Below are 18,406 nucleotides of genomic sequence, written 5' to 3' on the forward strand. Positions count from 1 at the left end.
CATATCCGGCGGAGCCAAAGTACAGGAAATAACGCGGATTGCAGCACTATATACGGTTTGCCTCTTATTTTACCAGCAATACTCCACTGATGCGCGTCGCGGTCGGAATGGCCGCAGAGGGCATATCGGCCGAGTGGCCCGGGGGTAACGACTTCTCGTCCAGAATCCAGCCCATGCGCTGCAGGGCGGAAACGGCGACAAAATCGCCTTCGCTGGCCCGCGCGCGGGTGAAGCCGTACACCTGCCGGGCCGCCCCGAATGGCGAGCCCACCCCGATGCCTTCGCCGGTGCGGTACTGCGGGTCGGTGATGCGGATGCGCCGCAGCGCGTAGCCTTCCGTCGCGGAGCCGACCAGCTCCAGCCGGCTGCGGGGGGCCGTGGGCTGCTGGGCATCGGTGAGCCAGTACGCCGGGTACGTGACGCCCTGATACTGACAGGTGGTTTTGGTGAGCTGAGCGGCCGGCACCACCGCCAGCAGCTGTTTTTCGCTCATGCCCACCCTCAGCCGACCCGCGCGGCCGGGGCTAAGCAGGTGCAGCGAATCGGGTCTGGTGCTCACGGTGGCCAGCCGGGCCGCGGCGGCCTGCGGGTCGGCGGGGGCGTCGGCCGCCAGAAAGGGAGCCGGGGCCCTGGCCGCGGTACGGCCCTGGTTGCCGGCGGAGTCGCAGGCGGGGCAGATCAGGGCCAGCAGAGCCGCCGGGAGCAGGAAATTCAGGCGTGGAAGCATAGCCGGGCTATACGCGCCCGGGGGGGCAGGCGTTGGAAAAGCCGCCGCGAAATGCCAACCCTAGCAGCCGGAAGCCCCGGCCGTGCGTACCTTTGCGCTGCACTTTTCACCCAACCCCCGCTGCCGTGGCTGCTAAAAAACGCAAACCTCTGATTCTGATTTCCAACGACGACGGCATCACGGCTCCCGGTATTGCCATGCTCGTGCGCGTGATGCAGCGCCTGGGCGAAGTAGTGGTGGTAGCCCCCAACTCGCCCCAGTCGGGCATGGGCCACGCCATCACCATCGGCAGCTCCCTGCGCCTCGACCCAAGTACCATCTTCGAGGGCATCGAAGCCTACGAGTGCAGCGGCACGCCCGCCGACTGCGTGAAGCTGGCCAAGCACCACGTGCTGAAGGACCGCCGCCCCGACTTGGTCGTGTCGGGGATCAACCACGGCTCCAACTCGTCGGTGAACGTGCTGTATTCGGGGACCATGTCGGCAGCCATCGAGGCGGCCATCGAAGGGCTGCCCGCCATCGGCTTCTCGCTCTGCGACTACGGCCACCTCGCCGATTTTTCCCACACCGAGGAATGGGTGGAGCACATTGCCCGCCAGGCGCTGGAAAACGGCATTCCGGCCGGCACGGCGCTGAACGTGAACATCCCCAAGAAATCGGCCCAGGCCATTAAAGGCGCGAAGCTATGCCGCCAGGCCAACGCCAAGTGGCAGGAGGAATTCGACCTGCGCCTCGACCCCTACAAGCGCCCGTATTACTGGCTGATCGGCAGCTTCGTAAACCATGACCAGGGCGAAGACACCGATGAGTTTGCCCTGGCTAACAACTACGTATCCATCGTGCCCTGCCAGTTCGACCTGACCGCCCGGCACGGTCTGACCCAGATGAATACCAACTGGACGCTGAGCCTGGACGGCATTGCTCCGACCGCCAAGTCGGCACCCAAAGCTGCCGCGACCGACAAGCTGCCGGCCAAGCCTAAAAAGGCTGCCCGGAAGTAGGCGCTGGTGCAAGCCACCCGAGCGAAAGGCCCTGAACTATAGGTTCAGGGCCTTTCTGTTTTTATACTGGTAAGATAGTGGGCTACCGCGAGGTGGTGCCACGACTTTTTGGTCGTGGTACCACTATCGTTGCTGATGCCCGATGGTCTCAAAGAATAGTGGTACCACTATCGTTGCTGATGCCCGATGGTCGTTCAACGATAGTGGTACCACGACCAAAAAGTCGTGGCACCACCTCGCGGTAGACCACTGCCCCGAATCGTTATTTCTCCAGGTAGCGGCCCAGATCCGAAATGGACGTAATGCCGAGCTGGGCGGCCTGCTGCCGGCGCATGAGCAGGGCGTAGGTGTTGTTGAAGCCCAGCGGGGCCAGCCATTCCAGCCCGTAGCGCTGCCGGAAACCCTGGCGCACAAACTCATACACCGCCCGCGGGTCGCCACCCAGCGAATCGAGGGCCGCGGCGGAGGGCTGGAGCAGCACCAGCAGCCCGGTGCCGGTGTATTCGGGGTACATGTCGATGGCGCCGGTGCGCAGGGCCTCGAAGCAGATGCTGGTGCCGCCGAGGCCGGTTTTGGTGGCCACATCGAGGGTGGTGTAGCCCCGGATCAGGGCCGCGTACATTTCGGTGAGGATGTACTGCTCGGCAAAAATCTTGGAGCCCAGCGTGATGGTCGCCCCCCGTACCGGCTGCGGGGCGCGCCACAGGCCCCGCTGGCGCAGGAAGGCCCGGGCCACGGCGCGGGGTTCCTGGTGCAGATAATCCACGCGGTAGTTCAGCTCCGTCATCACCGAGTCGCTGATCTGGCCGGTTAGTTTGGCGAGTACCGGTCCCAGCTCGGGGTGGGCCGCCAGCACCTGGGGCCGGATTACGGGAGCCGCGTAGTAGGGCGGAAAGGCGTGGCGGTCGTCGCGGAGCACGCGCAGGTGGTAGGCTTTGATGCGGCCATCGGTGGAGTAGCCGTCGATCAGGTCCACGTCGTGGTGGCGGGCCGCTTCGTAGACCAGCGCCGGGGCCAGCACCACGCTCACCGGCCGCAGGCCGTAGGTGGTGCGCAGGCCCGGCAGCCCATCGGCCCGGCCCACGAACTCGGGGCTGAACCCGGCCAGCAGGCGGCTGGAGGCCCGCGGCAGCCAGTACAGCCCCGCCAGCAGGGGCACCACCACCAGCGCCGCCGCGCCCACCCGCATCAGCCGCCGCCCCGACAGCCGCTGCACTCCCGCCAGCGCCGCATCAAATACCAGCGCCAATACGGCCGCCGGAATGGCCCCGGCCAGAATCATGGCCGGGTTGTTCAGGGCAATGCCGCCGAAGATAAACTCACCCAGGCCGCCCGCCGCGATGTAAGCCGCCAGCGTGGCCACGCCCACATTGATGACGGTGGCGGTGCGGATACCGGCAAACAGCACCGGCAGCGCCAGCGGCAGCTCCACCCGGCGCAGCAGCTGCCAGTCGGTGAACCCCAGTCCGCGCGCCGCTTCCACCACCGCCGGACTCACGCCCTGAATGCCGGTGAGCGTGTTGCGCACGATCGGCAGCAGCGAGTACAGAAACAGGGCGAAAATGGCCGGCCCGGGGCCGATGCCCAGCACCGGAATCAGGAAGCCGAGCAGGGCAATGCTGGGAATGGTCTGCAGCACGCCCGTGAAGCCCAGCACCACTGGGGCCCAGCGCGGCCGGCGCGTCAGCCAGATGCCGAGCGGAATGCCCACCACCGCGCCCAGCAGCAGGGAAGCGGCCGTGAGGCCAATGTGCTGCACGGTTTGCTGGGCCAGCTTGCCGGCCTGGGTTTGCCAGAAAGCAAGCAGTTCGGTTAGAGTTTCCACGCGGCTTCTTCGTGTTGCAGGGCCCGCCCGAAGGCGGCCATCAGGTGGGGCAGGGTGAGGCCGGCCAGCGCTGCCCGCCCGGCAGGAGCGGGGGCCGTCGGGGAAGCCGCGTCGGCGGTAGCGGGGCCCTCGACGGAATCAGTCAGGTATTCCAGCGCCTGCTGCACCGACATGGTCAGCGGCAGCGCCGCCGGAGCGGGGCCGGGCAGAAACGGCTCCAGATCGGCCAGCCGCAGGGTGCGCAGCTGCAGGGCGAGCCGCTCGTGGGCGAAAAAGCGGCGCACGAAGTCGTTGGCGGGGCGGAACAGCAGCTCGTGCGGGGTGCCCAGCTGCTGCACCTGGCCCGCGTCCAGCAGCAGAATCCGGTCGGCCAGCTCGAAGGCTTCCACTACGTCGTGGGTGACCAGCACCACGGTTTTGCGCAGCAGCTCCTCCAGCTCGCGGAAGTCGCGGCGGATGGCGGTGCGGGTGACGGGGTCGAGAGCCCCGAAAGGCTCGTCGAGCAGGATGATGGGTGGGTCGGCGGCCAGGGCCCGGGCCAGGCCCACGCGCTGCTGCTGCCCGCCGCTGAGCTGGTGCGGATACTGGCCCGCGAAGCGCGCCGGCGGCAGGTGCAGCCGGTTGAGCAGCTCGTGAGTGCGTTCCGCGATGGCCGCGGGGGCGTGGCCCAGCAGCCGCGGGACCACGGCCACGTTTTCGGCCACGGTGTAGTGGGGCAGCAGCCCGACCTGCTGAATTACGTAGCCCATCCCGCGGCGCAGCTTTTCCGGCGCCAGGGTGCGCACGTCCTGCCCCAATACCTCAATGGTGCCGGTATCGGGCTCCAGCAGGCGGTTGAGGAGCTTGAGCAGGGTGGTTTTGCCGCAGCCGCTGGGTCCCAGCAGCACCAGGGTTTCGCCCGCCGCCAGCTCAAACGATACGTCCTGCACCACGGCGCGGCCGGCGTAGCGTTTGCCCAGGTGCCGGGCACTGATCAGGGGAGGAGACAAAGGCAGAGGCTGAAGTATGAAGGGGGAACTCTCAATCGGGGGCGGTTTCGGTTCGGCATATTACTACTTCATTCAGAACTGATTGAGCCGGCCCGCAAATAGATATCCGGAATTCTGAATGTATTCTTCAGAATCCACTATCCTCTTTCAGGCTTACCTTGAACCACTTTTCAACCCAATCCTCTTTTATCTATGATTAAGTTCTTGTCTTTGCTAGCCCTGGTATGCACCGTATTGCTAAGCCCCGGCGCCTCGGCCCAGGTGTACTCCACCACCGATCCGCTGGCCCACACCTTTTCCATCGTGGCCCGCGACCCGCTCACCGGTGATATGGCCGTGGCCGTGCAGAGCCACTGGTTTTCGGTGGGCACCGCCGTCAGCTGGGGCGAGGCCGGCGTGGGCGTGGTGGCCACGCAGTCGTTCACCAACAAGTCCTTCGGGCCGCGCGGACTGGCCTTGCTGAAAAGCGGCAAAACCGCGCAGCAGACGCTCACCGAGCTGCTGGCTACCGATGAAGGCCGCGACGTACGCCAGGTATCCATCCTCGATGCCAAGGGTAACGTGGCCACTCATACCGGCAAAAAATGTATCGACCTGGCCGGCCAGCAGACCGGAAGGCAGTTTTCGGTGCAGGCCAACATGATGCTGAACGCCACCGTGTGGCCCGCCATGGCTAAAGCCTACGAGCAGAACGCGACGCTGCCCCTGGCCGAGCGGGTGCTGGCGGCCCTGGCGGCGGCCCAGGCCGCGGGCGGCGACATTCGGGGCCGGCAGTCGGCCGCGCTGCTGGTGGTGCGCGGCAAAGCCACCGCCACGCCCTGGGACGACCGTCTCATCGACCTGCGGGTCGACGACCACGCCGCCCCCCTGGCGGAGCTGGACCGTTTGCTGAGCCTGCACCGGGCCTATGAGCACATGAACGCCGGCGACCTGGCCGTGGAAAAAAACGACATGCCCGGGGCCATCCGCGAATATGAGGCGGCGGAGAAGATGTTTCCGCAGAACCTGGAAATGCAGTACTGGCACGCCATTGCGCTGGCCAACAAGCAGCAGCTGCCTGCGGCGCTGGCCCTGTTGGGTCCCATTTTCCGGCAGGAGCCCAACTGGCGCACCCTCACCGGCCGCCTGCCCAAGGTGGGCCTGCTCACGGTGAGCCCCGCCGAGCTGAATCAGATTCTGACCCTGAAATAACGTGCTTTCGTAATGCGCCTTGCCTTCTCGTTTCGCTGCCTGCTGGCTGCCCTGGTTGTGCTGCTTAGCGCATCCGGGCTGTGGGCCCAGTCCCGCCCCAAGGCTACCACCGTCTACATCGTGCGCCACGCCGAAAAAGACCTCACGCCCGGCCTCCCCGACCCGGCGCTAACCCCGGCCGGGGAGCAGCGGGCTCGGGCGCTGCAGAAAAAGCTGCGCCGGCGGCCCGTGGCGGCCATCTTCACCACCGATACCAAACGCACCCGCACCACCGTCGCGCCCCTGGCCGCCACGCTGAATCTGACCCCGCGGGTGTATGATGCCCGGCAGCTGCCCGCTTTGGCGGCCCGCATCCGGACGGAGTATGCGGGCAAAACGGTGGTTGTGATTGGTCATTCCAACACCATTCTGGAAACGGCCGAAGCCCTGGGCGCCCCCCGGCCCGTGCCCACCGTAGCCGATGCCGAGTACAGCTATTTGCTGGAAGTGAAGCTGGCCCCGACGGGTACCGCTACGGCCAAGGCCCGGCAGTACGGCGCGGCTTCGGGGTCGGCGGCTCCAAAACCTCAGTAAAGCCCGGGGGGGTGGTGCCACGACTCAAAGTCGTGGTACCACTATCGTTGAACGACCGTCCGGCATCAGCAACGATAGTGGTACCACGACTTTGAGTCGTGGCACCACCCCAAATACCACCTCAGAAGCCGCCCCGCTCACGTTTCCTGTTACCTTAGCCCGTCTGGGCTGCCCCGTCAGAACTTCCTGCAGCGGTCTGCCCGGCTTTTTCCTCGCTGAATATCATTCGTTATGCGCTCAATCTTCCGTCGGAGCCTGCTGGTTTCGGGCCTTGGCTTCCTGACCCTCACGGCCCACGCCCAGACCACTGCCAAAACTGACTCGGTCAACATCCGCAAAATCTACGACGAGGCCCTGCTCCACGGGCAGAGCTACGAAAACCTGCGCTACCTGACGGGCCGCATCGGCGGGCGGCTGAGCGGTTCGCCCCAGGCCCAGCTGGCGGTGGACTGGGGCAAGGTGACGATGGAAAAGCTGGGCCTCGACCGCGTGTACCTGCAGGAAGTGATGGTGCCGCACTGGGTGCGGGGAGCTAAAGAAAAAGGCGAGATCAAGCCCGCTAAAGGCAAGGGTATCAGTATGAACATCTGCGCGCTGGGGGGCTCGGTGGGTACCGGTGGCAAGCTGCGGGCCGGGGTAGTGGAGGTGAAAACCTGGGCCGAGCTGGCCGCCCTGCCCGCCGACAAGGTAAAGGGCAAGTTCGTGTTCTTCAACCGCCCCATGAACCCGGTGCACATCGAGACGGGCAAGGCCTACGGCGAAGCCGGGGATCAGCGCCGCAACGGGGCCGTGGAAGCGGCCCGGCGCGGGGCCGCAGGCGCCCTGGTCCGCTCCCTGAGCCTGGCCCACGACGACTTCCCCCACACCGGCGCCATGCGCTACGACGAAGCCGTGACCAAAGTGCCCGCCGCCGCCCTCAGCACCAACGGGGCCGATGAGCTCAGCCAGCTCCTCAAAGCCGACCCCGGCCTGACCTTCGAGCTGGAAATGAGCTGCGAAACTCTGCCCGAGGTGAAATCCTACAACGTGGTGGGTGAAATCAAGGGCTCCAAATACCCCGGCGAAATCATTGCCGTCGGGGGCCACCTCGATTCCTGGGACCTGGCCCAGGGGGCCCACGACGATGGCACGGGCTGCGTGCAGAGCATGGAAGTGCTGCGCCTGCTACGTGCCACCGGCCTTAAGCCCGAGCGCACCGTGCGGGCCGTGCTCTTCATGAACGAGGAAAACGGCGTTCGGGGCGGCACCAGGTACGCCGAGCTGGCCCGGGCGGCCAACGAAAAGCATCTGGCCGCCATGGAGTCGGACGGGGGCGGCTTCACCCCTCGGGGCTTCAACATTGAGGCGCCCGCGGCTACGGTGCAGCGCATTCAGCAGTGGCAGCCGCTGTTGCGGCCCTACTTCAGCGGCCTGTTTTCCGCCGGCCACGCCGGTACCGATATTGGCCCGCTGAAGGACCAAGCCAACGCCCTGATTGGCTACGACTGCGACTCCCAGCGCTACTTCGACATCCACCACACCGCCGCCGACACCTTCGACAAAGTGAACCGGCGGGAGCTGGAGCTCGGCGGAGCCAGCATGGCCAGCCTGATCTACCTGCTCAGCAAGTACGGCTTATAAGCCAACGAGCAAGTAGTGCAGGTCTTGTCCTGCCCAGCCCCGCGAAGTAACAAGTGCCGCTAATTGATCATTCCTACTTGTTCGTTGCTCTCAGTGAAACAGCTGTTTCTTGTTGCGCTGCTGCCGCCGGAGCCCGTGCTGGGGCAGGTGTGGGCGCTGAAGCAGGCAGTGCGGCAGCGAACCGGCAGCCGCAACGCCGTCCGGCTGCCCGCCCACATCACCCTGATTCCGCCCACGCGCCAACCCGCGGAGTTCGAGGCCAGCTGCCGCCAAACGCTGCGGGCTTTTGCCGCGGCCCGGCAGCCATTCCTGGTAGGGCTGGAAAACTTTGACTGGTTCGGCGACCGGACGCTTTTCGTGCGCGTAACCGAAGCCGCCGCCCTGCGCAGCTGCCACGCCGCCCTGCTGGCCTGGTGCGCTACCCGGCTGCCCGCCGTAGCGCCCGAAGCCCGGCCATTTACGCCGCACCTGACCCTGGCTACCCGCGACCTGCCCGCCGCCCAGGTGCCGGCGCTCCGCCAGGATTTTGCCGCCCGCACCTTCGCCGCCACTTTCGAAGTGCGCACGCTCACCCTGTTCCGCCACGATGGTCAGCAGTGGATCCGGGTGGAAGATTTCCCACTCGGTTCCTGAGCTTTGGCGAGTTATATTCCTAGGCTATGCCGGGCGCCCACCCTCTGCGTCACCTCTGCGCATGCCTCTGCGGACCTCTGCGGGAAATGACGGCCGGGCAGTAAAAGGAAATGACGGCCGGGCAGTAAAGGAGAGTAAAAGGAAATGCCGGCCCTACCCGGTGCGCGTCGTACCTTCGGCCCCGTATATGGCAGTCCTTGCTTTTTTGTCTTCTCTGCGTGCTTTCGCCCGCCCGCTGGGGCTGGTCGGCTGTGCGGTCGTCCTTTTTAGCGGGTCCGGGTCCGCGGTAGCTCAACCAGCGCCCGCCGCGTACTGGGTGCGGCTGCGCGACAAGGCCGGGGTGACTTTCGATGCCGCCCGCTACTTCGCCCCGCCCGCTCAGGCCCGCCGCCGGCGCCAGCACCTGCCCGCCTGCGACAGTACCGACTTCCCCGTGCGGACCGACTACGTACGTCAGATTCGCGCCGTGGCCGATACCGTGACGCTGGTCAGCCGCTGGTTCAATGCCGTGGCCTGCCGCGCCACGCCCGTCCAGGCGGCGGCGCTGCGGCGGCTGCCTGGCGTGCTGGCGGTGGAGCTGCGCCCGGCGGCCCCGCTCATCCCGGCCGGCCGGCTCATGCGGGATGGGGGAAAGATGGCGGTGTCGGCGGCCGACCGGCAGCTGGCCCGGCGGCAGACTGCCAGCCTGGGTGGCCCCGCTTTTCGGCAGGCCAACCTCGCCGGGCAGGGGCTGCGCATCGCCATCTTCGACGTAGGCTTTAGCGGGGCCGACAAGCATCCGGCTTTTCAGCAGCTGTTTCAGGACAAGCGCGTGGTGCTCACTCACGATTTCGTCCGCGACGAGTCCAACGTATTCGTCGGCGGCGCCCACGGTACCGAGGTGCTGTCGTGCCTGGCGGGCCGGCTGCCCGATGGCACCCCGCTGGGGCTGGCCCCCCAGGCGGAGTTTCTGCTGGCCCGCACCGAGCGGGCCCTGCGCGAGATTTACGCCGAAGAAGAAGCCTGGCTGGCCGCCGCCGAGTGGGCCGACCGCCACGGGGCCGACATCATCAACTCCTCCCTGGGCTACACCGACCGCCGCTACTTCCCCGAGCAGATGAATGGCCGCACCAGCCTGGTGGCCCGGGCCGCCGCGCTGGCCGTGCGCAAGGGCATCCTGGTAGTGAATGCCGCCGGTAACGACGGCGACCGGGACGAATGGCGCACCATCGGCACCCCCGCCGACGGCGACTCGGTGCTGGCCGTGGGTGGCCTCGACCCGGACACTTACCTGCACATCGGCTTCAGCAGCTACGGTCCCAGCGCCGACCGCCGGCTGAAGCCCAACGTAGTGGCGTTTGGCTCGGTGCTGGCCGCGGCCCCCGGGGGCTATTCGGTGGTGGAGGGCACGTCCTTCGCCAGTCCGCTGCTGGCGGGGTTCGCGGCCTGCGCCTGGCAGCAGGAGCGGGGCCTCACGGTGATGCAGCTGTTCGGGAAAATCCAGGAGTCAGCCGACCTCTACCCGTATTTCGACTACGCCCATGGCTACGGCACACCCCAGGCCCGCTTCTTCACCCAAAAGTCAGCCGACCCTACGCTGGCTCCGACCTTCGATTTTGTGCTTCAGGACAGCCTGCTGGCCGTCCTGATCCGGCCCGAAGCCGCCCTGCTGGCGGTCCGCTCGTTGCCACTCTACGCCGACTCTGCGGAGATGATGCCCCGGGCCGATGAAACGGCCAAAGTGCCCGCTTTGGGCCGGGAAGGGCCGGTGCTCAGCGAAACCGCCCGGGCTGCACCCTTCACCCCAGCAGACCCCGCGCCGCTGCCGCCCGCCCACCCCGATTACCTCTACTGGCACGTTGCCGACCGCCGCAACGTGCTGCGCGCCTACGAGGTGCGCGCCGTTACCCAGCGCGCCGTGCTGCGCATCCCGCGCCGCCAGCTGCACCCCGGCGATACGGTGCGGGTGCAGTACCGGGGCTTCACCCAAAGCTATTTCGTGCAATGAGGCGCCCGCTACGTCTGATTTTGCCGGGCCTGCTGTTAAGCCTGCTTCCGCTGAGTACGCTCGCTCAGCGCGTTTTGCTGCGCGAAAGTGTGGCCGAGGATACGGTGCGGGCCACCTTTGGGCCGAACCGGGCCTACTACAACCACGCCTACCTGAGCTATGGCTTCGTGGCCGGTGCCAGCCGGGAAGGGGCGCAGCTGCGCTACGGCCGCTCGGCCGAGGTGCAGCTGGGGGTGCGCAACAAGTGGCGGCTCACCCGGCAGGTGGCGCTGGGCCTGGATGCCCGCTACGCCCGGCCGGTGTATCAGCTGGCGCAGAACGCGCAGAAAGTGGTGCCCAACCCGAGGCTGCACCGCCGGGAGTATCTGGCTTTGCCCCAGGTGCAGACCGAGGGTTTCCTGCGGCTGAATTTCGGCCGGCGCGGCAACGCCATCGGCCGCTACGTGGATGTGCTGGGCTGGGGCGGCTGGGTTATCAGCTCGGTGCATCATTATGCAGATGGCGCCACTGCCGGCGCCCGCCGGGTGCAAACTGCGGAGCGCGGGTTGACCTACGTGAACCGCTGGACCTATGGCGCGGGCACCCGGCTGGGCTCGGGCCGCTACGCGCTGGTAGGCCGCTACCGCTTCTCCGACGTATTTCGCCCCGCCGATCAGGCCCGCTACCCCGAGCTACCCCGCTGGGTGCTGGGTCTGGAGCTGAGCTGGCTGTAAGGTGAAATGGGGAGTTGTTCTGTCCGGGCCTGATGCACAATCTGCGCCGGCGGAACGTCAAACGCACTATTGCACCCTCTCATCCCGCCTCGGTTTACCGCGCGCAACCCTGGGGCTATTTTTGCTGTACACGATTTCGCCAACCGGCCGGCCTCCAAGCCAGACGCTTCTCCACTCCCGGTTTTGCTTACGCGTGGTGCCGGGAGGTTTTGTATTTTGCCGAACTGATTAGACGATGGTTGCTTACCCCCCAATGAAAAAACTAGTTCTTTGTGCCGTTTCGGCCTCCGTACTGCTCCAATTGACCTCGTGTCTGAATACGGAGCGTGAAGTTGGCACGTCCCGGAACGCCGACAGAGTGTACACGCCCCCCACCACCACGGCCCGCGTAACCGGCCGGACGGTGCTCAATACGGTCCGGGCGGCGCATTATTTCTCCAACACCAAAACCAAGGATAACTTCATCCTTCAGCTGCAGGGCCCCAAAATCATGAACGGCCAGGCCCGCTTCATCATTCTGAACAGCGCCGGCGACACGCTGCGCAAAGAAGTGATGCCCGCCACGGCCCTGCTCGATGAGCGCCAGCTTGACGACCCGCAGGCCGCCACCGTGCGCGACAAGGAAATTGCCATCCTGCGCGGCATGAACAGTTTCTTCGCCGACGACCGTTTCGTGCAGCCCGCCGTGGCCAAAACGGCTACCCAGCCCGGGGAAGTTGATGCCCAGGCCTGGACGTCGGTGAAAGCCGATACCCGCGCCGTCGGCTTCGACTACGTGACGGCCGCCGGCAAGGAGCGCCGCATTGCCTTCGACAAAAAGCAGCAGAAAGCCGTAGTGGTAGCCGAATAGTACCGGCCGCAGTGGTCAACCAAAAAGCCGCCCCGCTGAATTTTCAGCGGGGCGGCTTTTTGGTTGGTACAACCTGAAATTGTCCGGCAGCCAGGTTTGCCGATGCTGGCCATTGGTGCTCGGGTTCCGCTCAACCCTGCGGGCCCAGCCAGCCCACCAAACCTGCCCCGTTGCGCACCAGCCGGAAGCCCCCGAATTCACCCAGCACGGCTACCGTACTCCGGGCCGGTAGGGAATCCAAAGCAGTGGCGCCGGCCCGGGGCAGGGTGTACAGATCGGCGGCGGCGGTTAAGGACTCGCGGCGCAGGGGCGCGGCGGGCACCACCGACTTCGCCGCCACGTAGCCCACGCGCCCGTCGGGCTGCTCCACGCGGTACCAGCTGGCCTGGCTGCCCACCACGAAAAGGGGCGTGTTGCGGGCCAGTACGGCGGCGGCAGCGCCCTTTGCTCCCGGACTCAGCCGCAGGGCAGCTTGTTTGTCCCTCACCCGCACCCACTGGCCCAGGCGTTCGGGTTGGGTGGTGGGAGCGGCCGGCACGGCGTCGGCGCGGCGCACAAACGGAAACGGGTCTACGGCCCCGCGGCCGGCGCGGTACACGCCGAAGTGCAGGTGGGGCGGGGTAGTGCGGGCGTTGCCGGTGTTGCCTACCAGCCCCAGCGTGTCGCCGGCTTTCACGAGCTGCCCGGCCTGCACGAGCTGCTTATCGAGGTGAGCATAATAGAGATGCTGCCCGTGGGTGGCATCCGCCAGCCAGACCACCTTGCCACCCAGCGGAGTTTCACCGGTGCGGGTAATCAGGCCCGCTGCGGCTGCCACTACGGGCGTGCCGCGCCGGGCAAAAATGTCGATGCCCTCGTGGCGGCGGGCTCCGTTGTCGCGGTCGGCACCCCAGAAGCTGCCGGCGGCGGCGTCACTTTTGCCCTGCACCGGGAAGCCCAGGGAGGGAGCCCGCTGAATGCGCAGAGTGTAGCGGCCGGTGCGCAGCAGCTCGGGCTGCACGCGCAGCAAATGCTGGCGGTCGTCTGCCACGGTGTAGCTGAACGACAGCGCGGCGGTATCGGCTGATGCCAGCAGGCGCGGGGCAGTCCGGTCGGGGCTCAGCTCGAAGGCATCCAGAAAGACGTGGGCATCGGAGCCGGGGGCCAGCTGCAGGGTGATGTTGATTTGCTCGCCGGTCCGCACGGCGTAGCGGTAAGCCGCCGCGGTGGCGCGGTCGGCACGGAAAAAGCCGGTTTCCCGGAAGGGCAGCGTCACGACCAGCGAGTCGCGCAGGGCCTGATCGGCGGCGGCCAGCCAGTCGCGGCCCAGGGCCGTTTCGTCGAGGTGGGCCTGGCGCAGGCGGCGGGCATATTCCTGGTGGGCGGTGCCTTTCTGGAAGATGCCCCGCAGGGTTTGCTGCTTGCCGCAGGCGGAGATGAGGAATACGAAGAGCAGTAGGCGGAAGGACAGGCGGATAGCGGACATCGACGGGAATTGATACAAGCCCATAAACCCGGTTTGGGGGTGGGTAGTTCGTTTGGCGGCCCGGGCCTGGTACGCCTTTGCGTGGAGCGGAGGTAAAGGTCGGGCTGCCGGCCAGGTCGGATATTCCGCGGGTAAGCCCCGGCAGAAAGCCGTGTTATTAGCCGATTGTTAGGCTCCTACCTTACCCGCTATGTTTTCTGCTGTCCGTATTCAGACCATCCGCAAGAGTAAAGGCTTTTCCCGGGAGCTGCTGGCCGAGCAGTCGGGAGTGAGTTTGCGCACCATTCAGCGGGTGGAGCAGGGCGACACGGTGCCGCGCGGCCACACGGTACGGGCGTTGGCGGCGGCGCTCGGCGTGGCCCTGGAAGACTTCCGGCCGGAGCCGTTGCCGGTGGACCGGACCGAAAACGGCCTGGCGCCCGCCGCTGCGCCCGCGCTGGTGCGGCTGCCCGTCGCCCCGGCCCTGCGCGCCGACCCGGACTTCGTGCAGACGCGCATCACGCCGGTAAATTCCTGGGGCAAAACGCTCACGTCCTACACGGTAGCTACGGCCGAGGCGCTGCACCTGGGCCCCGCTACCGTGCCGCTCCAAACGGTGACCTACGTGGAGGGCACCACCGTAATGCAGAATTTGCTGACGCGCTTTTCCGGCCTGGGCGGCATGCTCGGCAACGAGCCTTTCACCACCCGCACCATTATCCCGGACGTGCGGGGCTCCCGGTTCGGGGTGGTGCAGTAGGCGGGACAAAAGGGGCGCGGCGCGGTTGTCATGGCAGCCGCTACCTTTGGGGCCTCGTCCACCAACTGCTCCCGCTTATGAAGCTCATCGAATGCCCCCGCGACGCCATGCAGGGCCTGACCGGGTTCATTCCCACCGCCACCAAAACCGCCTACCTCCAGGCTTTGCTGGCCGTAGGCTTCGATACCCTGGATTTCGGCTCTTTCGTGTCGCCCAAAGCCATTCCCCAGCTCCGCGACACTACCGAAGTGCTGGCGGGCCTGGATCTGAGCCAGACTAAAACCAGGCTGCTGGCCATCGTGGCCAACCTGCGCGGGGCGGAAACGGCGGCCACTTTTCCCGAAATCGAGTATATCGGCTTCCCGCTGTCGGTGTCGGAGACGTTTCAGCAGCGCAACACCAACAAGAGCATCGTGGAGGCGCTGGCCGAGCTGGCGCGGATGCAGAGCCTGTGCGAGCGGACCGGCAAGCAGCTGGTTACCTACCTGTCGATGGGCTTCGGTAACCCCTACGGCGACCCGTGGAACCCCGAAATCGTGGCCGGGTTCACCCAGACGCTGTCAGATCTGGGCGTGGGCATCGTGGCGCTGTCCGATACCATCGGGGCTTCGTCGCCGGCTACCATCACGCCGCTGTTCAGCCAGCTGATTCCGGCTTTTCCCGCCCTGGAGTTCGGCGCCCACCTGCATACCACGCCCGCCACCTGGCGCGAGAAAGTGGCGGCCGCCTACCAGGCCGGCTGCCGCCGCTTCGACGGCGCTATCGGCGGCTTCGGCGGCTGCCCCATGGCCGCCGACGAGCTGACGGGGAATATGGCTACCGAGAACCTGATGGCGTATTTCGCGGAGCAGGGAGAAGAGCTAGGGCTGGATCTGGGCGCGTTTGCGCGGGCACAGGCGGCGGCGGGCAGCGTGTTCCACTTCTAATCTGTTTGATCTGAGAAATCGTCTGTCATCCTGAGCAGAGCGAAGGACCTTCCTCTTGCCGCCCGGGAAATTCATTTCAATACCCGAAACCCTTTTCCGACCAAAAATAGCGGTCTTTGGGCTTTCAACGAGCTTCGCTGAGAACCAAGGGGAAGGCCCTTCGCTCTGCTCAGGATGACAGACGTTACCAACGAACCACACCACACCACACGCCATGCCTACTGCCGTCGACCTGTTCATTCCCTGTTTCGTGGATCAGCTGTTTCCGTCCACCGCCATGAATATGGTGAAGGTGCTCGAAAAGCTGGGCTGCGCGGTGCACTACAACGGCAACCAGACCTGCTGCGGCCAACCGGCCTACAACGCTGGCTACAAGACCGAAAGCTGCGAGGTAGCCACCAAGTTTCTCAACGATTTCCCCCCGGCCGAGGGCCGCTACATCGTGAGCCCCTCGGCTTCCTGCGTGGGCATGGTGCGCAACGCCTACGCCGGGCTGTTTGAGGGCACCGCTGACCAAAGCCGCTACCATGGCGTGCAGCGCCGCATCTTCGAGCTGACCGAGTTCATCGTGGACGTGCTGGGCGTGCCGAGCATTGCCGGCGCGCAGCTCGCCGGCAAGTACACCTACCACGATTCCTGTGCCGCGCTGCGGGAGTGCGGCATCCGCGCGGCCCCGCGCCAGCTGCTCGACGCGGTGCAGGGCCTGGAGCGCCTGGAAATGGCCGAGACCGAAACCTGCTGCGGCTTCGGCGGCACCTTCGCCGTGAAGTTCGAAGCCATTTCGGTCGCCATGGCCCAGCAGAAAGTAGAGCACGCCCTGGCCACCGGCGCCGACTACCTCATCAGCACCGACACCAGCTGCCTGATGCACCTGGACGCCTACATCCGCCGCGAGAAAAAGCCCATCAAAACCATGCACGTCGCCGATGTGCTGGCCAGCGGGTGGTAGGGCCTCACCCCGGCCCTCTCCTAAAGGAGAGGGAGCCTGACGCCCCGGTTCTGCGCAGCTACGTCGGCTTACGCCTCCGCAACTGCTACCACAGGTTCCGCACAACACCAACGCCACTGCTGAGAAGCAGTGGCGTTGGTTCGTTAGCGCCGTCAGGCTCCCTCTCCCTTAGGAGAGGGTTGGGGTGAGGCTCACATCACCCGGTGAATCCGCTCCTTCAGGCCACTGGTAGCTTCGAGCAGGGGCAGGCGCACGGCGCCGGCGCAGATGCCCTGGGCTTCGAGCACGGCTTTCACGCCCACGGGGTTGCCTTCCTCATACATCAGCGGGTTCAGGGGCAGCAACCCGAACAGCAGCTCGGTGGCCCGGGTGAAGTCGCCGGCCAGGGCGGCGCGGGTCATGTCGCTCATACGCTTCGGGAAGGCGTTGCCGAGGACACTGATGACGCCCACGGCCCCGAACGAAATCATGGGCGTGGTCAGCATGTCGTCGCCGCTGATGAGCATAAAGCCGGCGGGCTTGCGGGCGGCAATGGCCATGCCCTGCTCCAGGTTGCCGCTGGCTTCCTTGATGCCGATGATGTTGGGGTGCTGGGCCAGGCGCAGCGTGGTGTCGGCGGTCAGGTTGGAGCTGGTGCGGCCGGGTACGTTGTAGAGGATGATGGGCAGCGGACTCAGATCGGCCAGGCGCAGGTAGTGCTGGATGATTCCCTGCTGGCTGGGCTTACTATAGGCCGGGCTGGCCGACAGGATAGCGTCGATGCCGTCGAGGTCGGTGGTGCGCAGCAGGGTTTCGAGGCCGGCCGTGTCGTTGCCGCCGATGCCGTATACGAGCGGCACACGACCGGCGACGTGCTCTTTGCAGACGCGCAGAATCTCGGTTTTTTCCTCCGCCGTCACCGTCGGCGACTCGCCGGTAGTGCCGTTGACGACGAGGTATTCCACGCCGCCCTCAATGCAGAAATCGAGCAGCCGCCGCAGGGCGGGGTAGTCTACGGCGTGGTCGGGAGCGGGGGTGAAGGGCGTGATGAGGGCAATGCCGGTGCCACGGAGTTTGTCCATGCGGGAATTAAGCTGTTGTTTTGTAGGCGGGAACGTCGGGCAAAGGTACAAAGCTGCCGGCCCCGGCCGTTGCCCGCGTCTTTCTCTTCTCAAAAGTACCTGGTCGGCTTCCCGCCGGCGTTATTTTTCCGCCCGATTTTGTTCCGTACCCCGCTTTTCGTGGCCGCCACCGCCCTGGCCGCCAGCACGCTCTTCACGGCCTGCGAAACCAAGCCCGCCACCGCTTCGGAAGCCGCCAGCCCCACTGCCGAAGCCCTGGCCGCCGACTCCGCCGGCACGCCCGTAACCTCGGGCACCGCCGCCACCGCCGAGGCCGAAGCCAACGCCACGCCCGCCCCCGACCCGTCGAGCATTCCGGCCGGCAGCATCGCCGATGCGGCCACCATCACGGCCCGCCCGCAGGTGCCCATCCTGTGCTACCACCAGATCCGCAACTGGCGGCCCAAGGACTCGAAAAACGCCAAGGACTACATCGTACCCGAGCAGGCTTTCCGCGACCAGATCAAGATGCTGGCCGATTCGGGCTACCACACCGTGCTGCCCGACCAGCTCTACGCCTACCTCACCACTGGGGCCAAGCTGCCGAGCAAGCCCATCATGCTCACCTTCGACGACACCGACCTCGACCAGTTCACCGTGGCCCGCCCCACGCTGGATAAGTACGGCTTCAAAGCCGTCTACTTCATCATGACCGTAAGCCTGGGCCGCCCGAACTACATGAGCAAGGCGCAGGTGAAGCAGCTTTCCGACGAAGGCAACGTTATCGGCTCCCACACCTGGGACCACCACAACGTGAAGAAGTACCAGGGCCAGGACTGGGTGACGCAGATCGAAAAGCCAACCAAGACGCTGGAGGAAATCACGGGCAAGAAGATCAAGTACTTCGCCTTCCCCTTCGGCCTCTGGAACCAGCAGGCTATTCCGGAGCTCAAGAAGCGCGGCTTCGTGGGCGCCTACATTCTGGCCGAGAAGCGCGACCCGATTGACCCGTTGTTCACCATCCGCCGCATCATTGCCAGCGGCTACTGGAGCCCCCGCACCCTGCACAACAGCATCGTGCAGAGTTTCTAGCCTGTCCTTGCGAGCAGGCGAGACATTCCGCGCATCAAGCGGCGTCAATCCGTCCTGTGAAATGAGCCAAACTTTGTAACAGCAGA

The 18,406-nt window shown here is 65.9% G+C and carries 17 protein-coding genes; 12 read left to right on the plus strand and 5 right to left on the minus strand.

The genetic code is table 11. The features are described from left to right. Positions 1 to 64: 64 nt before the first annotated feature. Positions 65 to 727 carry a hypothetical protein gene (locus ABD833_RS09490; protein ID WP_345072582.1) on the minus strand — a complete coding sequence of 221 codons (663 nt, stop codon included), beginning with the start codon at positions 725 to 727 and terminating at the stop codon, positions 65 to 67. A 197-nt stretch (positions 728 to 924) separates the two neighbouring features. Here ABD833_RS09490 and surE point away from each other — a divergent pair, with 197 nt between their 5' ends. Then, positions 925 to 1,728: a 5'/3'-nucleotidase SurE gene (gene surE, locus ABD833_RS09495; RefSeq protein WP_425553623.1), complete on the plus strand. Its 804-nt coding sequence runs from the start codon at positions 925 to 927 to the stop codon at positions 1,726 to 1,728. Between the two features lie 262 nt (positions 1,729 to 1,990). Here surE and ABD833_RS09500 read toward each other — a convergent pair whose 3' ends face one another. Further along, a complete protein-coding gene (locus tag ABD833_RS09500) occupies positions 1,991 to 3,553 on the minus strand; it encodes an ABC transporter permease/substrate-binding protein (protein ID WP_345072584.1) in 1,563 nt (520 codons plus the stop codon). Further along, complete coding sequence (locus ABD833_RS09505; RefSeq protein WP_345072585.1) at positions 3,541 to 4,542, minus strand: ABC transporter ATP-binding protein; 1,002 nt, start codon at positions 4,540 to 4,542, stop codon at positions 3,541 to 3,543. Before ABD833_RS09505 ends, ABD833_RS09500 begins: the two co-directional genes overlap by 13 nt. A 192-nt stretch (positions 4,543 to 4,734) precedes the next feature. Here ABD833_RS09505 and ABD833_RS09510 point away from each other — a divergent pair, with 192 nt between their 5' ends. From ABD833_RS09510 to ABD833_RS09540, 7 genes are all read left to right on the plus strand, one after another. Next, positions 4,735 to 5,733 (plus strand): DUF1028 domain-containing protein, encoded by a 999-nt coding sequence (locus tag ABD833_RS09510; protein ID WP_345072587.1) that lies wholly within the window; start codon positions 4,735 to 4,737, stop codon positions 5,731 to 5,733. 12 nt (positions 5,734 to 5,745) lie between these two features. Beyond that, positions 5,746 to 6,306, plus strand: coding sequence for a histidine phosphatase family protein (locus ABD833_RS09515; RefSeq protein WP_345072589.1), 561 nt, complete (start codon positions 5,746 to 5,748; stop codon positions 6,304 to 6,306). 231 nt (positions 6,307 to 6,537) lie between these two features. After that, positions 6,538 to 7,926 (plus strand): M28 family peptidase, encoded by a 1,389-nt coding sequence (locus tag ABD833_RS09520; protein WP_345072590.1) that lies wholly within the window; start codon positions 6,538 to 6,540, stop codon positions 7,924 to 7,926. A 93-nt stretch (positions 7,927 to 8,019) separates the two neighbouring features. Next, on the plus strand, positions 8,020 to 8,559 hold the full coding sequence (locus ABD833_RS09525) for a 2'-5' RNA ligase family protein (RefSeq protein ID WP_345072591.1): 540 nt from the start codon (positions 8,020 to 8,022) through the stop codon (positions 8,557 to 8,559). Positions 8,560 to 8,764: 205 nt separating this feature from the next. Then, entirely contained in the window at positions 8,765 to 10,546 is a 1,782-nt protein-coding gene (locus ABD833_RS09530; protein WP_345072593.1) for a S8 family serine peptidase, read from the plus strand. Beyond that, positions 10,543 to 11,259 (plus strand): hypothetical protein, encoded by a 717-nt coding sequence (locus ABD833_RS09535; protein WP_345072594.1) that lies wholly within the window; start codon positions 10,543 to 10,545, stop codon positions 11,257 to 11,259. Before ABD833_RS09530 ends, ABD833_RS09535 begins: the two co-directional genes overlap by 4 nt. Before the next feature lie 253 nt (positions 11,260 to 11,512). Next, complete coding sequence (locus tag ABD833_RS09540; protein ID WP_345072595.1) at positions 11,513 to 12,109, plus strand: hypothetical protein; 597 nt, start codon at positions 11,513 to 11,515, stop codon at positions 12,107 to 12,109. Between the two features lie 130 nt (positions 12,110 to 12,239). Here ABD833_RS09540 and ABD833_RS09545 read toward each other — a convergent pair whose 3' ends face one another. Beyond that, entirely contained in the window at positions 12,240 to 13,574 is a 1,335-nt protein-coding gene (locus ABD833_RS09545; RefSeq protein ID WP_345072597.1) for a peptidoglycan DD-metalloendopeptidase family protein, read from the minus strand. Between the two features lie 190 nt (positions 13,575 to 13,764). Here ABD833_RS09545 and ABD833_RS09550 point away from each other — a divergent pair, with 190 nt between their 5' ends. The 3 genes from ABD833_RS09550 to ABD833_RS09560 all read left to right on the plus strand — a co-directional run bounded on the left by ABD833_RS09550 (position 13,765) and on the right by ABD833_RS09560 (position 16,188). Further along, complete coding sequence (locus ABD833_RS09550; protein WP_345072598.1) at positions 13,765 to 14,313, plus strand: helix-turn-helix domain-containing protein; 549 nt, start codon at positions 13,765 to 13,767, stop codon at positions 14,311 to 14,313. Between the two features lie 77 nt (positions 14,314 to 14,390). Further along, positions 14,391 to 15,239 (plus strand): hydroxymethylglutaryl-CoA lyase, encoded by an 849-nt coding sequence (locus tag ABD833_RS09555; RefSeq protein WP_345072599.1) that lies wholly within the window; start codon positions 14,391 to 14,393, stop codon positions 15,237 to 15,239. A gap of 214 nt (positions 15,240 to 15,453) precedes the next feature. Continuing rightward, a complete protein-coding gene (locus tag ABD833_RS09560; RefSeq protein WP_345072600.1) occupies positions 15,454 to 16,188 on the plus strand; it encodes a (Fe-S)-binding protein in 735 nt (244 codons plus the stop codon). Between the two features lie 191 nt (positions 16,189 to 16,379). On the opposite strand, the gene dapA is transcribed toward ABD833_RS09560, so the two are convergent. Next, positions 16,380 to 17,249, minus strand: a complete 870-nt coding sequence (gene dapA / locus ABD833_RS09565) for a 4-hydroxy-tetrahydrodipicolinate synthase (RefSeq protein WP_345072601.1) — start codon at positions 17,247 to 17,249, stop codon at positions 16,380 to 16,382. A gap of 138 nt (positions 17,250 to 17,387) precedes the next feature. On the opposite strand from dapA, the gene ABD833_RS09570 reads away from it, so the two are divergent. Beyond that, complete coding sequence (locus ABD833_RS09570; protein ID WP_345072602.1) at positions 17,388 to 18,320, plus strand: polysaccharide deacetylase family protein; 933 nt, start codon at positions 17,388 to 17,390, stop codon at positions 18,318 to 18,320. Positions 18,321 to 18,406 lie beyond the last annotated feature (86 nt).

It is taken from the genome of Hymenobacter fastidiosus (genome assembly GCF_039539565.1).
GTDB classification, from domain to species: domain Bacteria; phylum Bacteroidota; class Bacteroidia; order Cytophagales; family Hymenobacteraceae; genus Hymenobacter; species Hymenobacter fastidiosus.

Bases quoted from the DNA above. Each gene is read 5' to 3' on its own strand.
- ABD833_RS09490 (WP_345072582.1), bottom strand. From the start codon at position 727: ATGCTTCCACGCCTGAATTTCCTGCTCCCGGCGGCTCTGCTGGCCCTG.
- surE (WP_425553623.1), top strand. From the start codon at position 925: ATGCTCGTGCGCGTGATGCAGCGCCTGGGCGAAGTAGTGGTGGTAGCC.
- ABD833_RS09510 (WP_345072587.1), top strand. From the start codon at position 4,735: ATGATTAAGTTCTTGTCTTTGCTAGCCCTGGTATGCACCGTATTGCTA.
- ABD833_RS09515 (WP_345072589.1), top strand. From the start codon at position 5,746: ATGCGCCTTGCCTTCTCGTTTCGCTGCCTGCTGGCTGCCCTGGTTGTG.
- ABD833_RS09520 (WP_345072590.1), top strand. From the start codon at position 6,538: ATGCGCTCAATCTTCCGTCGGAGCCTGCTGGTTTCGGGCCTTGGCTTC.
- ABD833_RS09535 (WP_345072594.1), top strand. From the start codon at position 10,543: ATGAGGCGCCCGCTACGTCTGATTTTGCCGGGCCTGCTGTTAAGCCTG.
- ABD833_RS09540 (WP_345072595.1), top strand. From the start codon at position 11,513: ATGAAAAAACTAGTTCTTTGTGCCGTTTCGGCCTCCGTACTGCTCCAA.
- ABD833_RS09545 (WP_345072597.1), bottom strand. From the start codon at position 13,574: ATGTCCGCTATCCGCCTGTCCTTCCGCCTACTGCTCTTCGTATTCCTC.
- ABD833_RS09550 (WP_345072598.1), top strand. From the start codon at position 13,765: ATGTTTTCTGCTGTCCGTATTCAGACCATCCGCAAGAGTAAAGGCTTT.
- ABD833_RS09555 (WP_345072599.1), top strand. From the start codon at position 14,391: ATGAAGCTCATCGAATGCCCCCGCGACGCCATGCAGGGCCTGACCGGG.
- ABD833_RS09560 (WP_345072600.1), top strand. From the start codon at position 15,454: ATGCCTACTGCCGTCGACCTGTTCATTCCCTGTTTCGTGGATCAGCTG.
- dapA (WP_345072601.1), bottom strand. From the start codon at position 17,249: ATGGACAAACTCCGTGGCACCGGCATTGCCCTCATCACGCCCTTCACC.